This window comes from Cupriavidus sp. 05L411 (assembly GCF_056398045.1).
Map to the genome: position 1 here is coordinate 183,345 of NZ_JBFTOQ010000012.1, position 17,987 is coordinate 201,331.

General features: G+C 67.4%; 17 protein-coding genes. 13 read left to right on the forward strand and 4 right to left on the reverse strand.

Features of this window, described 5'->3' with window-relative positions:
• The first annotated feature begins 51 nt into the window (after positions 1-51).
• The 7 genes from AC1DQR_RS17055 (at position 52) to AC1DQR_RS17085 (ending at position 8,772) form a co-directional block, all read left to right on the forward strand.
• Complete coding sequence (locus AC1DQR_RS17055; protein ID WP_416050942.1) at positions 52-1,056, forward strand: ABC transporter substrate-binding protein; 1,005 nt, start codon at positions 52-54, stop codon at positions 1,054-1,056.
• A gap of 14 nt (positions 1,057-1,070) precedes the next feature.
• On the forward strand, positions 1,071-1,844 hold the full coding sequence (locus AC1DQR_RS17060; protein ID WP_416050941.1) for an ABC transporter ATP-binding protein: 774 nt from the start codon (positions 1,071-1,073) through the stop codon (positions 1,842-1,844).
• A 4-nt stretch (positions 1,845-1,848) separates the two neighbouring features.
• Positions 1,849-2,688, forward strand: coding sequence for an ABC transporter permease (locus AC1DQR_RS17065; RefSeq protein WP_416050940.1), 840 nt, complete (start codon positions 1,849-1,851; stop codon positions 2,686-2,688).
• Between the two features lie 108 nt (positions 2,689-2,796).
• Positions 2,797-3,195 carry a hypothetical protein gene (locus AC1DQR_RS17070; RefSeq protein WP_416050939.1) on the forward strand — a complete coding sequence of 133 codons (399 nt, stop codon included), beginning with the start codon at positions 2,797-2,799 and terminating at the stop codon, positions 3,193-3,195.
• A 95-nt stretch (positions 3,196-3,290) separates the two neighbouring features.
• Positions 3,291-4,364 carry an efflux RND transporter periplasmic adaptor subunit gene (locus AC1DQR_RS17075; RefSeq protein ID WP_416050938.1) on the forward strand — a complete coding sequence of 358 codons (1,074 nt, stop codon included), beginning with the start codon at positions 3,291-3,293 and terminating at the stop codon, positions 4,362-4,364.
• Positions 4,364-7,489: an efflux RND transporter permease subunit gene (locus AC1DQR_RS17080; RefSeq protein ID WP_416050937.1), complete on the forward strand. Its 3,126-nt coding sequence runs from the start codon at positions 4,364-4,366 to the stop codon at positions 7,487-7,489. Before AC1DQR_RS17075 ends, AC1DQR_RS17080 begins: the two co-directional genes overlap by 1 nt.
• Positions 7,490-7,509: 20 nt before the next feature.
• Positions 7,510-8,772: a TolC family protein gene (locus tag AC1DQR_RS17085; protein WP_416050936.1), complete on the forward strand. Its 1,263-nt coding sequence runs from the start codon at positions 7,510-7,512 to the stop codon at positions 8,770-8,772.
• 39 nt (positions 8,773-8,811) lie between these two features.
• On the opposite strand, the gene AC1DQR_RS17090 is transcribed toward AC1DQR_RS17085, so the two are convergent.
• A complete protein-coding gene (locus AC1DQR_RS17090; protein ID WP_477133404.1) occupies positions 8,812-9,504 on the reverse strand; it encodes a TetR/AcrR family transcriptional regulator in 693 nt (230 codons plus the stop codon).
• A gap of 119 nt (positions 9,505-9,623) precedes the next feature.
• On the opposite strand from AC1DQR_RS17090, the gene AC1DQR_RS17095 reads away from it, so the two are divergent.
• The 5 genes from AC1DQR_RS17095 (at position 9,624) to AC1DQR_RS17115 (ending at position 14,655) form a co-directional block, all read left to right on the forward strand.
• The gene (locus AC1DQR_RS17095; RefSeq protein ID WP_416050934.1) at positions 9,624-10,652 is read left to right on the forward strand and encodes an SDR family oxidoreductase; all 1,029 of its coding nucleotides are present in this window, start codon (positions 9,624-9,626) and stop codon (positions 10,650-10,652) included.
• Positions 10,653-10,829: 177 nt separating this feature from the next.
• The gene (locus AC1DQR_RS17100; RefSeq protein ID WP_416050933.1) at positions 10,830-11,687 is read left to right on the forward strand and encodes a D-amino acid aminotransferase; all 858 of its coding nucleotides are present in this window, start codon (positions 10,830-10,832) and stop codon (positions 11,685-11,687) included.
• Between the two features lie 165 nt (positions 11,688-11,852).
• Entirely contained in the window at positions 11,853-12,416 is a 564-nt protein-coding gene (gene msuE / locus AC1DQR_RS17105) for an FMN reductase (RefSeq protein ID WP_416050932.1), read from the forward strand.
• 157 nt (positions 12,417-12,573) lie between these two features.
• Complete coding sequence (locus AC1DQR_RS17110) at positions 12,574-13,605, forward strand: isocitrate/isopropylmalate dehydrogenase family protein (protein WP_416050931.1); 1,032 nt, start codon at positions 12,574-12,576, stop codon at positions 13,603-13,605.
• 168 nt (positions 13,606-13,773) lie between these two features.
• The gene (locus AC1DQR_RS17115) at positions 13,774-14,655 is read left to right on the forward strand and encodes an alpha/beta fold hydrolase (RefSeq protein WP_416050930.1); all 882 of its coding nucleotides are present in this window, start codon (positions 13,774-13,776) and stop codon (positions 14,653-14,655) included.
• Between the two features lie 29 nt (positions 14,656-14,684).
• Here AC1DQR_RS17115 and AC1DQR_RS17120 read toward each other — a convergent pair whose 3' ends face one another.
• Together AC1DQR_RS17120 and AC1DQR_RS17125 are read right to left on the reverse strand one after the other, a co-directional pair.
• Positions 14,685-15,320 carry a 3-oxoacid CoA-transferase subunit B gene (locus tag AC1DQR_RS17120; RefSeq protein WP_477133405.1) on the reverse strand — a complete coding sequence of 212 codons (636 nt, stop codon included), beginning with the start codon at positions 15,318-15,320 and terminating at the stop codon, positions 14,685-14,687.
• Positions 15,317-16,009 carry a 3-oxoacid CoA-transferase subunit A gene (locus AC1DQR_RS17125; protein WP_477133412.1) on the reverse strand — a complete coding sequence of 231 codons (693 nt, stop codon included), beginning with the start codon at positions 16,007-16,009 and terminating at the stop codon, positions 15,317-15,319. Before AC1DQR_RS17125 ends, AC1DQR_RS17120 begins: the two co-directional genes overlap by 4 nt.
• A 143-nt stretch (positions 16,010-16,152) precedes the next feature.
• On the opposite strand from AC1DQR_RS17125, the gene AC1DQR_RS17130 reads away from it, so the two are divergent.
• Positions 16,153-17,049 (forward strand): LysR family transcriptional regulator, encoded by an 897-nt coding sequence (locus tag AC1DQR_RS17130; RefSeq protein WP_416050928.1) that lies wholly within the window; start codon positions 16,153-16,155, stop codon positions 17,047-17,049.
• Between the two features lie 84 nt (positions 17,050-17,133).
• On the opposite strand, the gene AC1DQR_RS17135 is transcribed toward AC1DQR_RS17130, so the two are convergent.
• A complete protein-coding gene (locus AC1DQR_RS17135) occupies positions 17,134-17,538 on the reverse strand; it encodes a ProQ/FinO family protein (RefSeq protein WP_174426743.1) in 405 nt (134 codons plus the stop codon).
• Positions 17,539-17,987 lie beyond the last annotated feature (449 nt).

A 17,987-nucleotide genomic window follows, 5' to 3' on the forward strand; every position in this document is an offset into this window, starting at 1 on the left:
TGGCAGCCRTCCGCTTACGCATACCCACAGACACCCCAAGAGGAAATCGAGATGCGTTTTTCTGTCATGAAACTGGCCTGGCGCGCCTGTGCCGCCGCGACAACGTGGATGCTGTTCGCCGGCGCGGCCTCGGCACAGGCGCCCGCCCAGAAGCTGCTGGTGCGGATGGACTACTCGCCATGGGGCATGCATGCCGCCATGCACCTGGCCAAGCAGAAGGGCTGGTTCCAGGAGGCGGGGCTCGACGTGGAAGTGCAGGACGGCACCGGCACCATCAACACCCTGCAACTGCTCGCCGCCGGCCAGGCCGATGTGGGCCAGGTGCAGCTTGGCACCATGGCCGTGGCCAAGGAGAATGGGCTGGACCTGATCTCCATCGCCGGCTTCGCCCGCAAGGGCGACCTGGCGGTGATGGTCGATGAAAAGCTGGGCGTCAAATCCGTGCAGGACCTGGTCGGCAAGAAGCTGGTGTGCTTCACCACCAGTCCGTGGGCGCCATTTATCGATCCCTACTTCAAGGCCAACAAGATCGCCAAGGGCAAGGCCACCATCGTGATGGTGTCACCCGCGGCCATGATCTCCACCTACGCCTCGGGCAACAGCGACGGCTTCCTGTCGCAAGCGCCGTTCGGCCAGCCGATGGTGTCCAAGGTACGCCCCGCCAAGGCGCTGCTGTTGTCCGACAGCGGCATCAATTTCCCCAGCTACGGGCTGGTGGCCACGCCGCAGCGGCTGGCCGAGAAGGGCGCCGCGCTGAAGAAGTTTGCCCAGGTGCAGGTACGCGCGTGGGAGTACATCTACGCGGGCCACGCCGATGAAGGCGTGGCCGCCATCCTGGCGCAGCGCCCCAACGCCAAGCTCGACCCGCAGATCCTGCTGGCGCAGATCCAGGCTTACCGTACGTTCTTCGACAGTCCCACGCAGAAGAGCCTGCCGATCGGCAAGCAGAGCGACGCCGACTGGGCGGCCGCCATCCAGTCGATGGAGCAGGCCGGCATGATCAAGCCCGGGCGCAAGCCGGCCGACTACTACACCAACGCCATGCTGGCGAACTAGGCCGGGAGACGCACATGTCGGCATTCCTGCAGATCGGGCAACTCAACAAGGTCTACCATTCCCAGCGCGAACCGCTGTACGCGTTGAAGGACGTCAGTCTCGATATCGAGCAAGGAGAATTCGTCAGCATCGTCGGCCCCAGCGGCTGCGGCAAAAGCACGCTGCTCAAGTGCGTGGCCGGGCTGGAACCCATTTCCAGCGGCCACCTGGCGCTGCAGGGCGACCCCATCGTGGGCCCGCCGGCCAACATGGGCGTGGTGTTCCAGCGCGACCTGCTGCTGGACTGGCGCACCATCCTGGACAACGTGCTGATTGCCGCCGAGTTCCACGACCTGGATCGCGCGGACTTCGAGGAGCGCGCGCGTTCCGTGCTCAACCTGTTCGGCCTTGGCGCGTTCGCGCACCGCTATCCGTGGGAGCTGTCCGGCGGCATGCGCCAGCGCGCCTCGATCTGCCGCGCGCTGCTGGTGGACCCGCAACTGCTGCTGATGGACGAGCCCTTCGGCGCGCTCGATCCTTTCACGCGGGACGATCTCAACGAGGAGCTGCAGCGCACCTGGCTGGCCACCGGCAAGACCGTGCTGTTCATCACGCATTCGATCTCCGAAGCCGTGTACCTGAGCGACCGCGTGGTGGTGATGTCGCGCAACCCGGGCGGCATCGCCGCGGTGATTCCGATCGAGCTGGAACGGCCACGCAGCCTGGCGGTGCGGGAGACGGAGGCCTTTGCCGGCTACGTGTCGCAGATCCGCCAGATTTTCCGTGAGCTTGGCATCTACAGGGGATGATGTGATGAAGTTGCTATGGAAGCGTTCCGAGGACAGCCGGCTGGCCATCCTGACCATCGTGGTGCTGTTGCTGATCTGGGAGGGCGCGGTGCGGGCCTTTGGCGTACGCGAGTTCCTGCTGCCGCCGCCCAGCAAGATCTTTACCGAGTTCCTGGCGCAGCCGGGTTTCCTGCTGATGCAGAGCCTGGACACGCTGCAGACCACGCTGGCGGGCTTTGTCCTCGCCGTGGTGCTGGGCGTGGGCTCGGCCATCGGCATCGTGTATTCCCGTTTCCTGGATCGCACGCTCTACTCCCTGATGGTGGCGCTCAATGCCGTGCCCAAGGTGGCGCTGGCGCCGCTGTTCGTGATCTGGCTGGGTACCGGTTCCGCGCCCAAGATCGCCATTGCCATGCTGATCGCGATCTTCCCGATCTTGATCGACACGGTGCTCGGCCTCAAATCCATCGACCCGGAAATGCTCAACATGGCGCGCGCCAACCAGGCGTCGCGCAGCAAGGTGCTGTGGAAGATCCGCTTTCCCAACGCCCTGCCCAGCATCTTCGCGGGGATGAAGGTGGGCGTGTCGTTCGCGCTGGTGGGCACCATCGTCGGCGAGTTCGTGGCGGGCGAGACCGGGCTTGGCCACGTCATCCTGGTGGCGCAAGGCAGCTTCGACACGCCGACCGTGTTCGTGGCGCTGGCGCTGCTGTGCGCGCTGGGCGTGATCCTCTTCAAGGCGCTGGAGTGGGCCGAGGAGCGGATGCTGCCGTGGCACGCGTCGCAGCGCGGCAGGCCGGGACAAAGCCATGTGCCCGCGCCGGGTACGGAGCGGTTGACGCAACTGGTGCAAGCCAAACGCTGAGGGGGCGGGCGGCGCGGATGGTCCGTTCACAAGCTGCGCCGCCGCCTCAAACTCGGCTACAATCGCGCCATGTTTCGCGCAGACCGCCCCTCCTTCTTGCGGGGAGCCTTGCTGCTGTTGCTGTTTGCAATGCAGCTCCTCACCCCGCTTCTGCACGGCCATCTCGGAACCCCGAAACTCCATGGCCTGCATGTGCACACGGCGCTCCAAGGTGCGGTTAATTCTTATTCTCCTTCCGCTTCATCCCCATTGCCGGCGGGTTCCGTCGCGCTGATCGCGGTCGAGCCGCTTGAGGTCGATGTGCAGACCGCCATCGGCCCCATTGCCTTTTCCCTCCACGTGGAGGTCGCCGATGTGCTGATCGGCCTGGTCTTCGCGTTCCTGCTGTTTGCCGCGCGGCCGCTGCCGGTGTTCCGGCGCCTGCCGTGGCGCCAGCGCACGCCGCCCCGATGGCGTGGCAGCGACAGCAGGCCACCCCCCGCGCACGCCCCTCCCCTCGCTTCCTGATTCCCCTGCCGGCCACGCCGGCGGTGCACGCTCGCGCGCCTGATCGAGGCTGATCACGGCGTGTCGGGCGCTTCCATCCTGCTTTGGAGTCAGGCATGTTTTCCCGTCGAGTTGTTTTCGTTGGCGCGCTGGTCGCGTCGACGCTGTTCCCCATTGGCATGGCCCGCGCGCAGGTACTGACGCTGTCCGATGCCCAGGCCCGCGCGCTCGGCGTGCGGTTTGATCCGGTCGCCGGTGCCGCGCAACTGGAGACCGGCGCCAGCGCTCGCGTGGTGCTCAAGCCCGATGCGCAGTACGTGGTTGCGGCGCCTTATGCCGGCATGGTCTCGCGCGTGCTGGTGTCGATCGGCCAGGCGGTGCGCGCCGGCCAGCCGCTGGCCACCTTTGCCAGCCCGCAACTGTTCGAGGCCGGGCGCGCGCTGTCGGAAGCGCGCTCGCAGGCCAACCTGGCCCGCCTGGCGCTGGCGCGGGACCGTGGCTTGCACGATGACGGCATCATCCCGGGCAGCCGCTGGCAAGCTACGCAGGCACGCGCGGCGGAAGGCGCGGCGATGGTGCGCGCCCGCGAGGCCGAGATGGCTGCCGCGGGCATCGTGTTCGCGGGCGGCTCGGGTGAGCCGCAACTGGTGGCCGGCCGTGCCGGGCTCATTGCCGAGGTCAACGCCGTGCCTGGCACGCGCGTGGAAGGCGCCGCGCCGTTGTTCCGCATCGTGGACCCCACCGCGCTGGAGCTTGATCTGCTGGTTGGCCGCGATGCGCCTGCTCCCACCGGCGGCGAACGTGTGGAGGTGCGCCAGCGCGGCGCCACCGGCACGGTGGCCGGCGTGGTGCCGGCAAGCGACGGCACCGCCGCCGTGCGCGTGCGCGCGGTGCTGGACAAGCGCGGTAGCCTGCAGGCTGGCGAGAGTGTGAATGTGATCGTGCACTTGCGTAGCACGCCCGACGCCACTGGCGCGGGCCGCGTGCGGGTGCCGGCCATGGCGCTGACGTATTGGCGCGGCACGCCGGGCGTGTTCGTGGCGACCAAGACCGGCGTGCGCTACCAGACCGTGGTGGTCGAAGCCGTGGACGATGCCGCCGCGACCGTGCGCGGCCCGCTGCCCGCCGGCACGCGCGTGGCGGTGGCCGGCGTGGGCGCGCTCAAGGGCATGCTCGCGGGAGGCCAGTGATGCTTGCCGGCCTGATTGAATTCTCCCTGCGCCAGCGGGCGCTGGTGCTGATTGCTGCCTGCGTGCTGGCTGTGGCCGGAGCGTGGGCTTACTTGAAGTTGCCCATCGATGCCTTTCCGGACATCTCGCCCACCCAGGTCAAGGTCATCCTGAAGATCCCCGGCATGACGCCGGAGGAAGTCGAGCAGCGCGTCTCCACGCCGATCGAGCAGGAACTGCTGGGCATCCCGCACAAGACCATCGTCCGCTCGGTGTCCAAGTACGGCATCAGCGACGTGACGGTCGATTTCGAGGAGGGCGTGGACAGTTACTGGGCCCGCCAGCAGGTGTCCGAGCGGCTCGCCGGCCTGCTGCGCGACCTGCCGCCCAACGCCATCGGCGGGCTGGCGCCGATCACCACGCCGCTGGGCGAGATGTTCATGTTCACGGTGGAGGGCGATGCCTTCTCGCTGGCCGAACGGCGCCGCGTGCTGGACTGGGTGCTGCGCCCGGCCTTGCGCACGGTGCCCGGCGTGGCGGATGTCAACGCGCTGGGCGGCGAGGTGCGCAGCTACGAGGTCATCCCCGACCCGGCGCGGCTGCGCGCCCGCGCCGTTACGGTGGAGCAATTGCGCCAGGCGCTCGACGCCAACAACCGCAACGACGGCGCGGGCCGGGTGGAGCAGGGCGACGAGAACTGGGTGGTGCGCGTGGAGGGCGGCGTGCGCGGCGTGGAAGACTTGCGCCAGGTAGCCGTTGCCGCGCCGGGCGGGCGCAACGGCATGCCGCTGGTGACGGTGGGCGACGTGGCCACCGTCAGGCTCGGCGTGGCCACGCGCAACGGCGCGGTCAGCAAGGACGGGCGTGGCGAAGCGGTGCAGGGGCTGGTGCTGGCCCTGCGCGGCGCCGATGCCCGCCAGCTGGTCGCCGACGTGCAGGCCAGGCTGGATGCACTGGCGCCGCAACTGCCCAAGGGCATGTCCACGCACGTGTTCTACAACCGGGGTGAACTGGTCACGCGTGCCGCCAATACCGTGGTGCGGGCCCTGATCGAGGCCAGCCTGCTGGTGGTGGTGACGCTGTACCTGTTTCTTGGCGGCCTGCGCGCGGCGCTGGTGGTGGCGGCAACCCTGCCGCTGTCGATGCTGGCGACCTTCCTGCTGATGCGCTACGTGGGGCTGACCGCCAACCTGATGAGCCTGGGCGGCCTGGCGATTGCGCTGGGCATGCTGGTGGACGCGGCGGTGGTGGTGGTGGAGAACATCGAATCCGCCTTGGCGAAGGCGCACGAACGCAAGTCCGACCCATCGCTGCGCGGCGCGGTGATCCGCCATGCCGTCGCCAGCGTGGCGGTGCCGATGCTGGCCGGGGTGTCGATCATCGCGATCGTGTTCCTGCCGCTGCTGTCGCTGCAAGGCCTGGAGGGCAAGCTGTTTGGCCCGGTGGCGCTGACCATCGTGCTGGCGCTGGCGTCGTCGGTGGCGATCGCATTCACCGTGGTGCCGGCGCTGGCGTCGCTGCTGCTGCGCACGCATGCGGACGAGACCCCGTACCTGATGCGCAAGGTGGCACGCGGCTTTGCCCGGCTGCAGGACTGGAGCGGGCGGCATCCGCGCGCGGTCTTTGCCTCGGCGGGCGTGGCGCTGGCCGTGGCGGTGGCGCTCTACCTGTCGGTGGGCAAGACCTTCATGCCCACCATGGACGAGGGCGACATGATCGTGCAGTTGCAGAAGGCGCCGTCGGTCTCGCTGGCGACCTCGGTGGGCCTGGACCTGCGGGTGCAGCAGGCGCTGCTGGCCGAGGTGCCGGAGATCCGCTCGATCGTGGCGCGCTCCGGCTCGGACGATCTCGGCCTCGATCCGATGGGGCTGAACGAGACCGACACCTTCCTCGTGCTGCAGCCAAAGGACCAGTGGCGCGGCAGCAAGGAAGACATCGCCATCGCCATCCGCCGCGTCATGGAGCGTTTCCCGGGCGTGGTGTATGGCTTCACACAGCCCATCGAGATGCGCGTCTCGGAGATGCTGACCGGCACGCGCGGCGACGTGGCCATCAAAGTGTTCGGCTCTGATCTCGGCGCCATCGACACGGCGGCGCAGGCCATTGCCGCGCGCGTGCGCAAGATCCCCGGTGCGGCCGAAGTGATCGCGCCCAGCAACGAGGGCGTGCAGTACCTCACGCTTGCGCTGGACCGCGCCGCCGTCGGCCGCGCGGGGCTTTCCGGCGATGCGCTGCAAGCGTTGCTGCGCGCCCAGGTGGAGGGCGAGCGGATCGGCATCGTGCCAGAGGGCACCGTGCGCACGCCGCTGATCCTGCGTGGCAGCGATAGCCTGCGGCAGACGCCGGAGACCTTCACCAGCCTGCAGGTGACAGCGCCGGACGGCACGTCCTGGCCGCTCACCTCCCTGGCACAGGTGCGGCGCGTGGAAGGGCCGGTGCGCATCAACCACGAAGACGGTGGGCGCTTTGCGGTGATCCAGGTCAGCGTGGAAGGACGCGACCTGACCGGCTTCGTGCAGGAGGCACAAACGGCCGTGGCGGGCCTGTCAGGACTGCCCAAGGGATTGCGCGTGGCCTGGGGCGGCCAGTTCGAAAACCAGCAGCGCGCCGCCGCGCGCCTTGCGCTGGTGGTGCCGCTGGCGCTGGGTGCCATCTTCCTGCTGCTGATGCTGACCTTCCGCTCGATCCGTCAGGCGGCGCTCGTCATCGCCAATATTCCGTTCGCGCTGGTGGGCGGCATCGCCGCGCTGCGGGTGGCGGGCGAGTACCTGTCGGTGCCGGCCTCGGTGGGCTTTATCGCGCTGCTGGGCATTGCCGTGCTGAATGGCGTGGTGCTGGTTTCGCATTTCAATACCTTGCTGGAGGAAGGGCGGCCAATGGCCGAGGCGGTGTGCACCGGCGTGCGCGACCGCTTGCGGCCGGTCCTGATGACCGCCTGCATCACGGCGCTGGGGATGATTCCTCTGCTGCTCGCCACCGGACCCGGCTCTGAGATCCAGCGCCCGCTGGCCATCGTTGTCTCGGGTGGCCTGGTCAGCTCCACCGCACTGACCTTGCTGCTGTTGCCGCTGTTGTTCGAGCGCTTTGGCGTGGCGCGGTCGCGCGAGGACAAGCCAGGCCGCATGGCACAAGGAGAAGCGCAATGAGAGGCGCAATGAGAGGCGCAATGAGCAAGATGGCAGCCGCGGCTGTCATGATCGCGGCCACCGGGATGCCGGGTGCCGTGTGGGCGCAAGCAGCCATGCCGGCGCAGGCCGGCGTGCTGCCCCTTGAGTCCGCCGTGCGCGACGCCGTTGGCCAGTCGCCGGACGTGCAGATGGCCGAGGCTCGCCGCGATGCGGTGCTGGCCCGGGCGGACGGCATCCGTGCCGGCACCGCCGAGGCCGTGGTGCGGGCCATCGGGCAGCGCCGCCAGGTGCGCGAGCCGTCAGACCGGTTTGCCGAAGGGCAACTGGCACTGGAGCGCCCGCTGCGGCTTTGGGGCAAGGCCGACGCCGATGGCGAACTGGCTGATGCCACGGCGCAGTCAGGCCAGCTCGCCGTGATGGATGCACGCCATGAAGTCTCGCGGCAAATCCTGTCGCTGTGGTTCGGAGCGTTGCGCGCACAACAGGCGCGGCTGGCGGCGCAGGGCAACGACAGCCTGGCGGGCGAGCTGGCGGCCGTGACCGCTCGCCGGGTGCAGGCTGGCGATGCAGCGCCCATGGACCATGAGCTCCTGCTGGCCGAGCGCGCCCGCACCGCTGCCGCGCTGGCCAGCGCGCGCGCGGCGGAAGCGGCGGCGGCGGCCGAACTGCGGGTGCGCTTCCCGGGCCTGGGCGTGCCCGGCGGCCTGCCGGCGGATGTGCGCCTGCAGGCGTTGCCGGACGACCCCGCCGATGCGCTGCGCAGCCGCTATGTGGAGGACAGCCACGAGTTTCGCCTCGCCCAGTCGCAGGAAACGCAAGCCCAGCGGCAGGCCCGGCGCACCGACCTGGAGCGCAAACCGGACCCGACCGTGGGCGTGTTCTTCACGGTGGAGCGCGGCGGCGCGGAGCGCATTGCTGGCGTGAGCATCAGCATGCCGCTTGGCTCCGCGCACCGGCGTTCGGCGGCGGTGGCCGCAGCGGCCGACGCGGAGGCTGCCGCCCGCAGCCGGGTGGCGGTGGAGCGCAGGATCGGCGCCGAGTTCGAGGTGCTGTACCGCGGCCTGGAAGGCAAGCGCGCCGCAGCCGTGGCGCAGGCCGAAGCGCTCGCGCTACAGCGCAGTGCGGCGGCACGCACCGGCCGGGCCTACAAGGCGGGGGAAACCGGCCTGAGCGAACTGCTGATGGTCCGGCGTGCCTTGGCCGATACCACGCTGGCCGAACGCGTGGCTCTGGTCGATGCGCTGGAGGCCGACAGCCGCCTGCGGCTGGACCTGCACCGGATGTGGGACTTCGACGATTGAGCCAGTGGCTGCCCGGGTGCGGTGCGCCCGGGCAGCGGGCTACCGGCTTGGGCGGCCGGCCCGTTTGACCGGATGCGCGGCATCGGCTTCGCCAGCCACCTGTGCGCTCGCCAGCAGGCCGCGCAGGAACAGCATCAGCATCCGGCCGGTCGGGTCGGCGCTCGTCGTGCCCCGTTGCAGCGCGAGGCCATGGGCGAGCGCCATGAAACCCGCGGCCAGCTCTTCCGGCTGGGCTGGCGGCACGCGGCCCAGATGGCGGAACAGGCGCTCGATCAGGCCGCCAAGTTCGCCGCGATGCGTCTCGCAAACCGCACGGTAAACGCTGGCAAACGACGGGCTGCGATTGGCGTGCATCTGCAGCTCAATCGATAGCATGGCCCAGTCGGCATCCGCATGGAGCGCCGCAGCCCAGGCATCCAGGCCCGCGAGCACCTCTGCGCCGGTATGCTCCGCCGTGTCGAACACCGCTGCCAGCTGCTTTGCCTCGGCCTCCATATGGCCGCGCAGCAGATCTAGCAGCAGCGCCTCCTTGTCCGGGAAGTTCGAATAGAACGCCCCCTGCGAATAGCCCGCTTCCTCCGCGATATCCCGGATCGACGTGCCGCCAAAGCCGCGCTGCATAAACAAACTGCGCGCGGCCTCAAGCAGGCGCTCGCGGGTTTGCGCCTGGCTTTGCTCGCGGCTCAGGCGCTTGCGCGGGGCGGGTTGCTTCGTTGGCGTGGCATTGGGCATGGCATTGGGCGCGGCGAGAGGGGTTGCCGTATCGATTGCATTTGGGATTTCAGCTGCTATCATAACGGATATTAATTGATATCTGAATTTCATATGACCTTCGAGATAAAGGCCTGTCCATGAACTTGCAAACCGCTTTCGTGACCGGTGCCACCGGTCTGCTCGGCAACAATCTTGTCCGCGAACTGCAGGGCCGCGGCGTCGCGGTCAAGGCGCTGGTGCGCTCTGCGGAGAAGGCCAGGCAGCAATTCGGCGATCTCGCGGGTGTGGAGTTCGTGGTTGGCGACATGGCCGATGTCAAGGCGTTCGCCCCGGCCATGCACGGTTGCGATGTGGTTTTCCATACCGCCGCGTTCTTCCGCGACAACTACAAGGGTGGCAGTCACTGGGAAACGCTCAGGCGCATCAATGTCGACGGCACGGCCGCCCTGATCGCGCAAGCCCACGCGGCAGGCGTGCGCCGCTTCGTGCAGACCTCGTCCATCGCCGTGCTCAACGGCGCGCCGGGTTCGGTGATCGATGAAACGCATGTGCGCGAACCTGCCGACGCCGATGACTACTATCGCAGCAAGATCCTGGGCGATCGCGCCGTCCTGGCTTTCCTCGAGAATGCCCCCGAGATGCATGCCACGTTCGTGCTGCCCGGCTGGATGTGGGGGCCGGGCGATATCGGGCCGACGTCAGCCGGACAAGTCGCGCTCGATACGGCGATGCGCCGATTGCCGGGCCTGGTTCCAGGGAGCTTTTCCGTGGTCGACGCCCGCGATGTCGCACAGGCGCATATCGCCGCGGCGCTGCGCGGGCGGCGTGGCGAGCGCTATCTCGCGGCGGGCCGGCATATGACCATGCGCGAGCTGATCCCGCTGATCGGACGCACCGCGGGGGTGGCAACGCCCAAGCGCGCGCTGCCCGTGCCGTTGTTGTTTGCGCTGGCGTGCGTGCAGGAAATCTACGCCCGGATCACCGGCAAGCCGATCCTGCTCAGCCTTGCAACCGTGCGGCTGATGGTGAAGGAAGCGGACCGGACCCGCTTTAGCCATGCCAAAAGCGAGGGCGAGCTAGGCTTGGGCTTCCGGCCCGTGGATCACACGGTTCGCGATGTCATTGCGTGGTATCGGGCGCACGGATGGCTGCCGGCCTCGGCATGAGGGCCGGGGGCGCAAGCTGAACGCCATGGCGGCGGGACCGGGTGGCGGAGCAGGCCAAGGTCATGCCGATTTTGCATAGGCTGCCCCCGCGCCTTGTGGAAGAATGCATGCATTCTTCCAGTGCGCACCCGTACTGCAACCCAGGCCCCGGCGCCCGCCAGCCTTACCCTACCCACCATGAACGAAGAAATCGTCTATCTCAACGGCGAGCTCACGCCTTTGTCCGAAGCCCGCGTCCCCGTGCTGGATCGCGGCTTTATCTTTGGCGATGGCGTGTATGAAGTGGTCCCCATCTATGCCGGCAAGCCGTTCCGCCTGCCGCAGCACCTGGCGCGGCTGGCGCGCAGCCTGGACACCATCGGCATCCCCAACCCGCACACCGACGCGCAGTGGATGGCGCTGATCGACCGTGTGGTGCAGGCCAACGGCCTCGCCGACCAGATGGTGTACATCCAGGTCACGCGCGGCGTGGCGCGGCGCACCCATGCCTTCCCCAAGACGGTGACGCCGACGGTGCTCATCATGACCAACCCGATGTCGCTGCCCTCGGCGGCCATGCGCGAGAAGGGCGTGGCCTGCGTGACAGCGCAGGACAAGCGCTGGCTGCACTGTCAGGTGAAATCCACCTCGCTGCTGGGCAATGTGCTGGCGGCGCAGAACGCGGTGGAGAACGACGCCACCGAGACCATCCAGTTCCGCGATGGGATGCTGACCGAGGCCTCCGCGTCCAACGTCTGGGTGGTCAGCAAGGGCCGGGTCTCGGCGCCGCCGAAGGACAACCTGATCCTGGAAGGGATCCGCTACGGCTGGATGGAGGAGCTGTGCGCGGCGCTGGATATCTCGCTGGACGCGCGCCGCATTTCGCAGGACGAGGTGATGGGCGCGGATGAGGTGTTGCTGACCTCGGCCAGCAAGGAGATCCTGCCGGTGGTCACCATCGACGGCAAGACCATCGGCGACGGCGTGCCCGGTCCGGTGTTCAAGAAGCTGTACGCCGCGTATCAGGAAGCCAAGGCGGCGCGCAGCCCGGCGTGATCGAGCGACTGGCAATTTCGCCACGCGTGCCATGGCGGCCGACCGTTTATGCATAGTTGAAATTCGTCGTTCAGCGGACAGCGCGGCTGCGCTATGGTGAGGAACTTGCAAGCGGCCGCCGTGGAACATGGCGAGGGCGGCCTTCCATCCAAAGGAGGTTCCCCCATGGCTAGACCGCTGAACGTGGTTGCCGTCAACGGCAGCGCGCAGCAGCCTTCGCGCACGCTGGCGCTGGTGCAGGCGTTGCTTGATGAACTGGCGGGCAGGCTGCTGTTGCAGACCCGGATCGTCAACCTCGGCGATATCGCCCGCCCGCTAGGCGCGGCGCTGTCGCGCGCTGAACTGCCTGCGGAGATTGAAAACGAGATCGCCGCGATCGAGTCCGCCGATCTGCTGGTGGTGGCCGCGCCGGTCTACCGCGGCTCTTATCCCGGCCATTTCAAGCATCTCTTCGACCTGGTCGGGCAGGACGCGCTGATCGACAAGCCGGTGCTGCTGGCGGCCACCGGCGGCAGCGACCGGCATGCGCTGGTGCTGGAGCATCAGCTACGGCCGCTGTTCGGCTTCCTGCAGGCGCTGACGCTGCCGATCGGCGTGTACGGCAGCCCSGGSGACTTCCAGAACTACCAGGTCAGCAGCGCTGCGCTGGCGGAGCGCATCCGGTTGGCGGCGGACCGCGCGGCGCCGCTGTTCGGCGCGAGCCGGCTACCGCTGCAGCGTGCGGCGTGACGACAAGCGGCCCTAGGCTATAGCTATAGCTCGTTCCACAGGATTCCCTTCCGGCAGCGCGATCCCGCTGGGCTGACATGATCCGCGCTAGACAGAAATGCGCCTGCGTTGCATGCTCTGCGAACGCGGACATTCAACCTGTCGAGAGGAATCGCATATGGAACAGCCAGCACGCAATCAGATCCCCGCCACCCTGATCCCGGGCGACGGCATCGGCCCGGAAGTGGTGCAAGCCACCGTCAAGGTGCTGGACGCGCTGGGCGCGCCGTTTTCCTGGGATGTGCAGCAGGCTGGCATGGCGGGCATCGACCAGGGCGGTGATCCGCTGCCGGAGGCCACCCTCGATAGCATCCGCCGCACAGGCCTGGCGCTCAAGGGCCCGCTGACCACGCCGGTGGGCGGGGGCTTCCGCTCTGTCAATGTGCGGCTGCGCGAAGCCTTCAACCTCTTTGCCAACGTTCGGCCCGCGCGCACGCTGGTGCCGGGCCGCTTCGAGGATATCGACCTGGTGCTGGTGCGCGAGAACGTGGGCGGCTTCTATGTCGCGCATGATTACTACATCGCCGTGGGCGATGACCCGCACGCGGTGGCCGTGTCCACCGGCACCAATACGCGCGACGCCTGCCGGCGCATCGCCCGTTTTGCGTTCGAGTATGCGGTCAAGAACCAGCGCAAGAAGATCACCGTGGTGCACAAGGCCAATATCCTGAAGGCGCTGACCGGCATTTTCCTGGAAGCCGCGCGCGAGGTGGCGCAGGACTATGTGGGCCGCGTGGAGATGGATGATCGCATCGTCGATGCCTGCGCCATGCAGCTCGTGCTCAATCCCTGGCAGTTCGACATGCTGCTCTGTACCAACCTGTTCGGCGACATCCTGTCCGATCAGATCGCTGGCCTTGTCGGCGGGCTGGGCATGGCGCCGGGCGCCAATATCGGCGAGACGGCAGCCATCTTCGAAGCCGTGCACGGCTCCGCGCCGGACATCGCCGGCAAGGGCATCGCCAACCCGATCTCACTGATGCTGGCCGCCGGCCTGATGCTCGAGCATGTGGGCCGCCAGGACCTGGCGGTGCGGCTGCGCCAGGCGATCGACCTGGCGCTCAACCAGGATCAGGTGAAAACCGGCGACCTCAAGGGCTCGGCCTCGACCTTGCAGTTTGCCGAGGCGGTGATCAAGCGGCTGGGGTAGCCGCGCGGCGGGCTTCCCGGCCTGTGCCGGGCGGCGTACTGCGACCCCTGCCATCCCCCGCAGCGGCAGGGCGGAGCAACCCCGATAGCCTGAACGCGCCCACTTGCGTACCATATCTGCGCCGCAACCGTCACTCCCGGCACGGCCGGCGTTAACCGAGGGCTTGGCATGCAGACATCGGAACCCTACGTCCACTTTCGTCTCGATTCGAATGACGATCACAAGATCGAGGTCCACCGCTGGCAGGGCGGCGCCGCGCCGCGTGCCGTGGTCCAGATCGCGCATGGCATGGGCGAGCATGCGCGGCGTTACCGGCCCCTGGCCGACGCGCTGGTGCGCGCGGGCTATGTGGTCTACGCCAGCGAGCATCGCGGACACGGCGCCGATGCAGCCGCGCAGGACAAGCTTGGCGACTTCGGCCCGCGTGGCTTCGCCGCGCTGGCGGACGATATGGCCGTGCTCAGCCGGCACGCGCGCACGCAGCATCCCGGGGTGCCGCTGATCCTGTTTGGCCACAGCATGGGCTCGTTCGCAGCGCAGTGCTACCTGGTTGAGCACAGCGCGCTGCTCGACGGCGTATCGCTGTCAGGCACCACCGCAGTGGACCTGATGCTGGCAGCAGCACAGGCGGGATTCAAGCTGGAAGACATGAATGCCGGGGTGCCGGATAGCCGCACGCCATTCGACTGGCTCAGCCGTGACCCCGCCCAGGTGGATGCGTATATCGCCGATCCGTTGTGCGGGTTCACCGTGACGCCGGCTTCGCGCGCCTCGATGTTCACCGAGTGCGCGCGCCTGGCCGAGCCGGATACGCTGCGCCGCATCCGTCCGGCGTTGCCGATGTACCTGTTCACCGGTGATTCCGATCCGGTCAACAATCACCTGGCATGGTTCGAGCCGCTGGTTAGCCGCTACCGCGCGGCAGGGCAGGCCGATGTGTCGTCCCACGTGTTCGGCGGGGCGCGGCATGAGACGTTGAACGAGACCAATCGCGAGGAAGTGGTCGCGGTGTTCGTCGCGTGGATCGAGCGGGTGGTATCCAGCCGCTGAAATGCCGATTCGCTGATTCGCCGATGGCGCTAGGCTAGCAGCCGCGCCTCGGTCAGCGCCTGCAACTCGCCGAGGGTCATGCCCTCGGCCATGGCCTCCACCAGCAAGCCGTCGGGCGTCACGCGCATCACCGCCAGGTCGGTATAGATGCGGCTGACCACACCGCTTGCCGTCAACGGCAGCGTGCAGCGGTGCAACAGGCGCGGGCGCGCGTCGCGCGTGGTGTGTTCCATCAGCACCCAGACCTCGCGCGCGCCGAAGGCCAGCTCCATGGCGCCGCCCACAGCGGGCGGCGTGTTCGGGTCGCCGCGGCTCCAGTTGGCCAGGTCGCCGTTCTCCGCCACTTCGTAGGCGCCAAGGATGGCGAGGTCCAGGTGGCCGCCGCGCATCATCGCGAAGCTCAGCGCGGAATCGAAGATGGCCGCGCCAGGCTGCAGCGTCACCGGCTGCTTGCTGGCATTGATCAGGTCCGGGTTCTCCTGGCCCAGTAGCGGGCGTGGCCCGAGATGCAGGATGCCGTTCTCGCTATGCAGGAAGACCTCGCGCTCCCGCGGGATCATGTCGCCGACCAGCGTCGGCAGGCCGATGCCCAGGTTGACGTAGGCACCCGGCCGGATGTCCTGCGCCGCGCGCCGGGCGATCTGTTCCCTGTTCCATCGCTTCATGGCTGGCTCCTGGCTTGCTGTTTGTTGGCGTTAGCGGTGACGACGCGGTGGACAAAGATGCCGGGCGTCACGATATGTTCGGGGTTCATCGCGCCGGCCTCGACCATCGCTTCCACCTCCGCCACCACCACGCGCGCGGCCGTGGCCATGATGGGGTTGAAGTTGCGGCCCGCCAGGTGATAGTCCAGGTTGCCAAGGCGATCCGCATGACGTCCGCGAATCAGCGCAAAGTCCGCATGCAGCGGCAGCTCCAGCACGTGCAGCACACCGTTGATCTCCCGCGTGTCCTTGCCTTGGGCAAGGATCGTCCCGGCAGTGATGGGGCAGTAGAACCCGCCCAGCCCGGCTCCGGCGCAACGAATGCGCTCTACCAGCGTGCCCTGCGCCACCAGTTCCAGCTCGACCTCGCCGCGCCGGTAAGCGTCGCGGAACGCCGTGGCGCCCGCTGTCAGCGGATAGGAGCAGACCAGCTTGCGCATGCGCCCGGCTTCGATCAGGCTCGCCACGCCTTCGCCGTCGTAGCCGGCGTTGTTGGAGATCACCGTGAGATCCCGCGCGCCATGCGCCAGCACCGCTGCGATCAGGCCGTCGGGCAGGCCCGCGCTGCCGAAGCCGCCCACCATCACGGTGGCGCCGTCGCGCAGGTCGGCGATGGCCTCTGCACAGCTTGCTACCCGTTTGTTGACCAATCCCATGCCCGACTTGCTCCCGATGCGTGCCGCGGCGTCGTCGCCGCCAAGTCGAGCATCATGCGGCGCAGGCTTCGATAGGTTCAAGTGCGCAGAGCTTAATTATTGATAAGCTGTACTTATATTGAAAGCGGGCCATCGCGATGAACCTCGAACTCCGACACTACCGATACTTTGCCGCGCTGGCCGAGGAGCTGCACTTTGGCCGCGCGGCGGAGCGCCTGGGCATATCGCAGCCGGCGCTGAGCCAGCAGTTCCGGTGGATCGAGCAAGAAGCGGGCGCGCCGCTGCTCTCGCGCAGCAAGCGCCGGATTGCGCTGACCGATGTGGGTGCGGTTTTTTACGAGGAAGCGATGGGTGTGCTGCGCCAGGTCCAGCATGCCGGGCTGGTCACGGCCAGCGCCAGCCGGGGTGATGTCGGCGGCGCTGCCATCGGGTATGTGGCGTCAGCCGCGTTGTCAGGATTATTGCCAAGGCTCGTCTATCGTTTTCGCCAGGATCATCCGGCCGTGCGGCTTGCCATGCGGGAGATGGACATGCCGGCCCAGCTCGAAGCGGTGGCACGCCGCGAACTCGATATCGGTTTTATCCGGCCACCGTTGCGGTCCTTGCCGGAAGGGCTGGCCTTGCTCGACATCGCGTCCGAAGCCGTCGTGGCGGCCTTGCACGCCACCCATGCGCTGGCTGGCCGCGCTCGCGTCGACGTAGCCATGCTGCGCGACGAGACCTTTATCTGCACGCATACCGAGCACGGCACCGGCTTCTACGCCATCACGCTCGCCATCTGTGGCAATGCTGGCTTCCAGCCGCGCGTGGAGGCTCTGTCGACCCAGATGGCCACCATCATCAGCATGGTGGCGGCCGGGTTTGGCGTGGCGCTGATCCCCGCCTCGATGCGCGCGTTCGCTCCGCCCGACGTGGTATTCAAGCCGCTGGCCCGCAACGACGTGGCGTCGCAACTGGCCGTGGTCCATCGCAAGAACGAGCGCTCGCCCACGGTGCTGAGGCTGATCGAGCGCTGCCGCGAGGCGAAGGGGTAGAGCGGCGCCAGAGTCAATCGTGCGGTAAGCCTTATAGCGTTATAGCCTTATGCCTGTCCGTATCTGCCGCGCCACCGCCGCCGCTTATTTCTTGAAGCGCGTTGCTTCCGCTTGCGTGACAGAGCCCGCATCGGCGCCGTTGAGGTCTACTCGCGCAGCGCCTTCCGTAAGACATGCCTTGTAACGGGTCCCACGGCACCAGGTCTTGATGGCTTCGCGCAACTCCGCCTCTTGCAAGCCCAGCTCGCTAGCGTAGCCAAGCAGATCGTCAAAGATGCCGACCTTCAACGCTCTCTTCGGCGCGGGGTTCTTAGGGAAGGCGAGGGGGAAGCGCTTTTGAAGCCGCCCGATGTTCCGTACAACAGGATCCACCGGTTTCGACTGGGCCGCTTGCGCGGATGGGCGGGCGCGTGTGGGCTTGGCCGCCGGCTTGGGTTTGGCCTGTTGCGCCAGCTGCGCTTTCAGCGCAGCAAGTTGTTCGAATCCCATAGTGTTCTGTTGTGAAGAGGTGAGGAGTGAACGCGAATTTTAGCGGAAGCCGGTCGGCCCCGAGGTTTGATGCTCAATTGTGCGTCGTGAGGCGCTTTTTCCGTGTCAGCTAAATTTTCCAGAAAAGACTTGCCAGCACCGTGCCGACAGCTTAGTATTCGCCCCCTTCCGCAGTACAACACTCAGCTGCAAGGCAGACGGGCGAAGGCTGCGGGGGATGGCAGGAAAGGTGAGAAGAGCGCGTAGCGAATCCAGCCTGAGCAAGAAAAGATTAAAAAAGTATTGATGAAACGCAGATAATTCTTTATAGTCTCGTTTCTCTGCTGCAGCAAACGCAGCGACGCGGTAAGCAAAGCGAACCGCGGTGAGTTCTTTAACAAACAAACAACCGATAAGTGTGGGCGCTTGATAGCGGATGCGGAAGACTTCGGTCTTTTAGCTTACAAGTT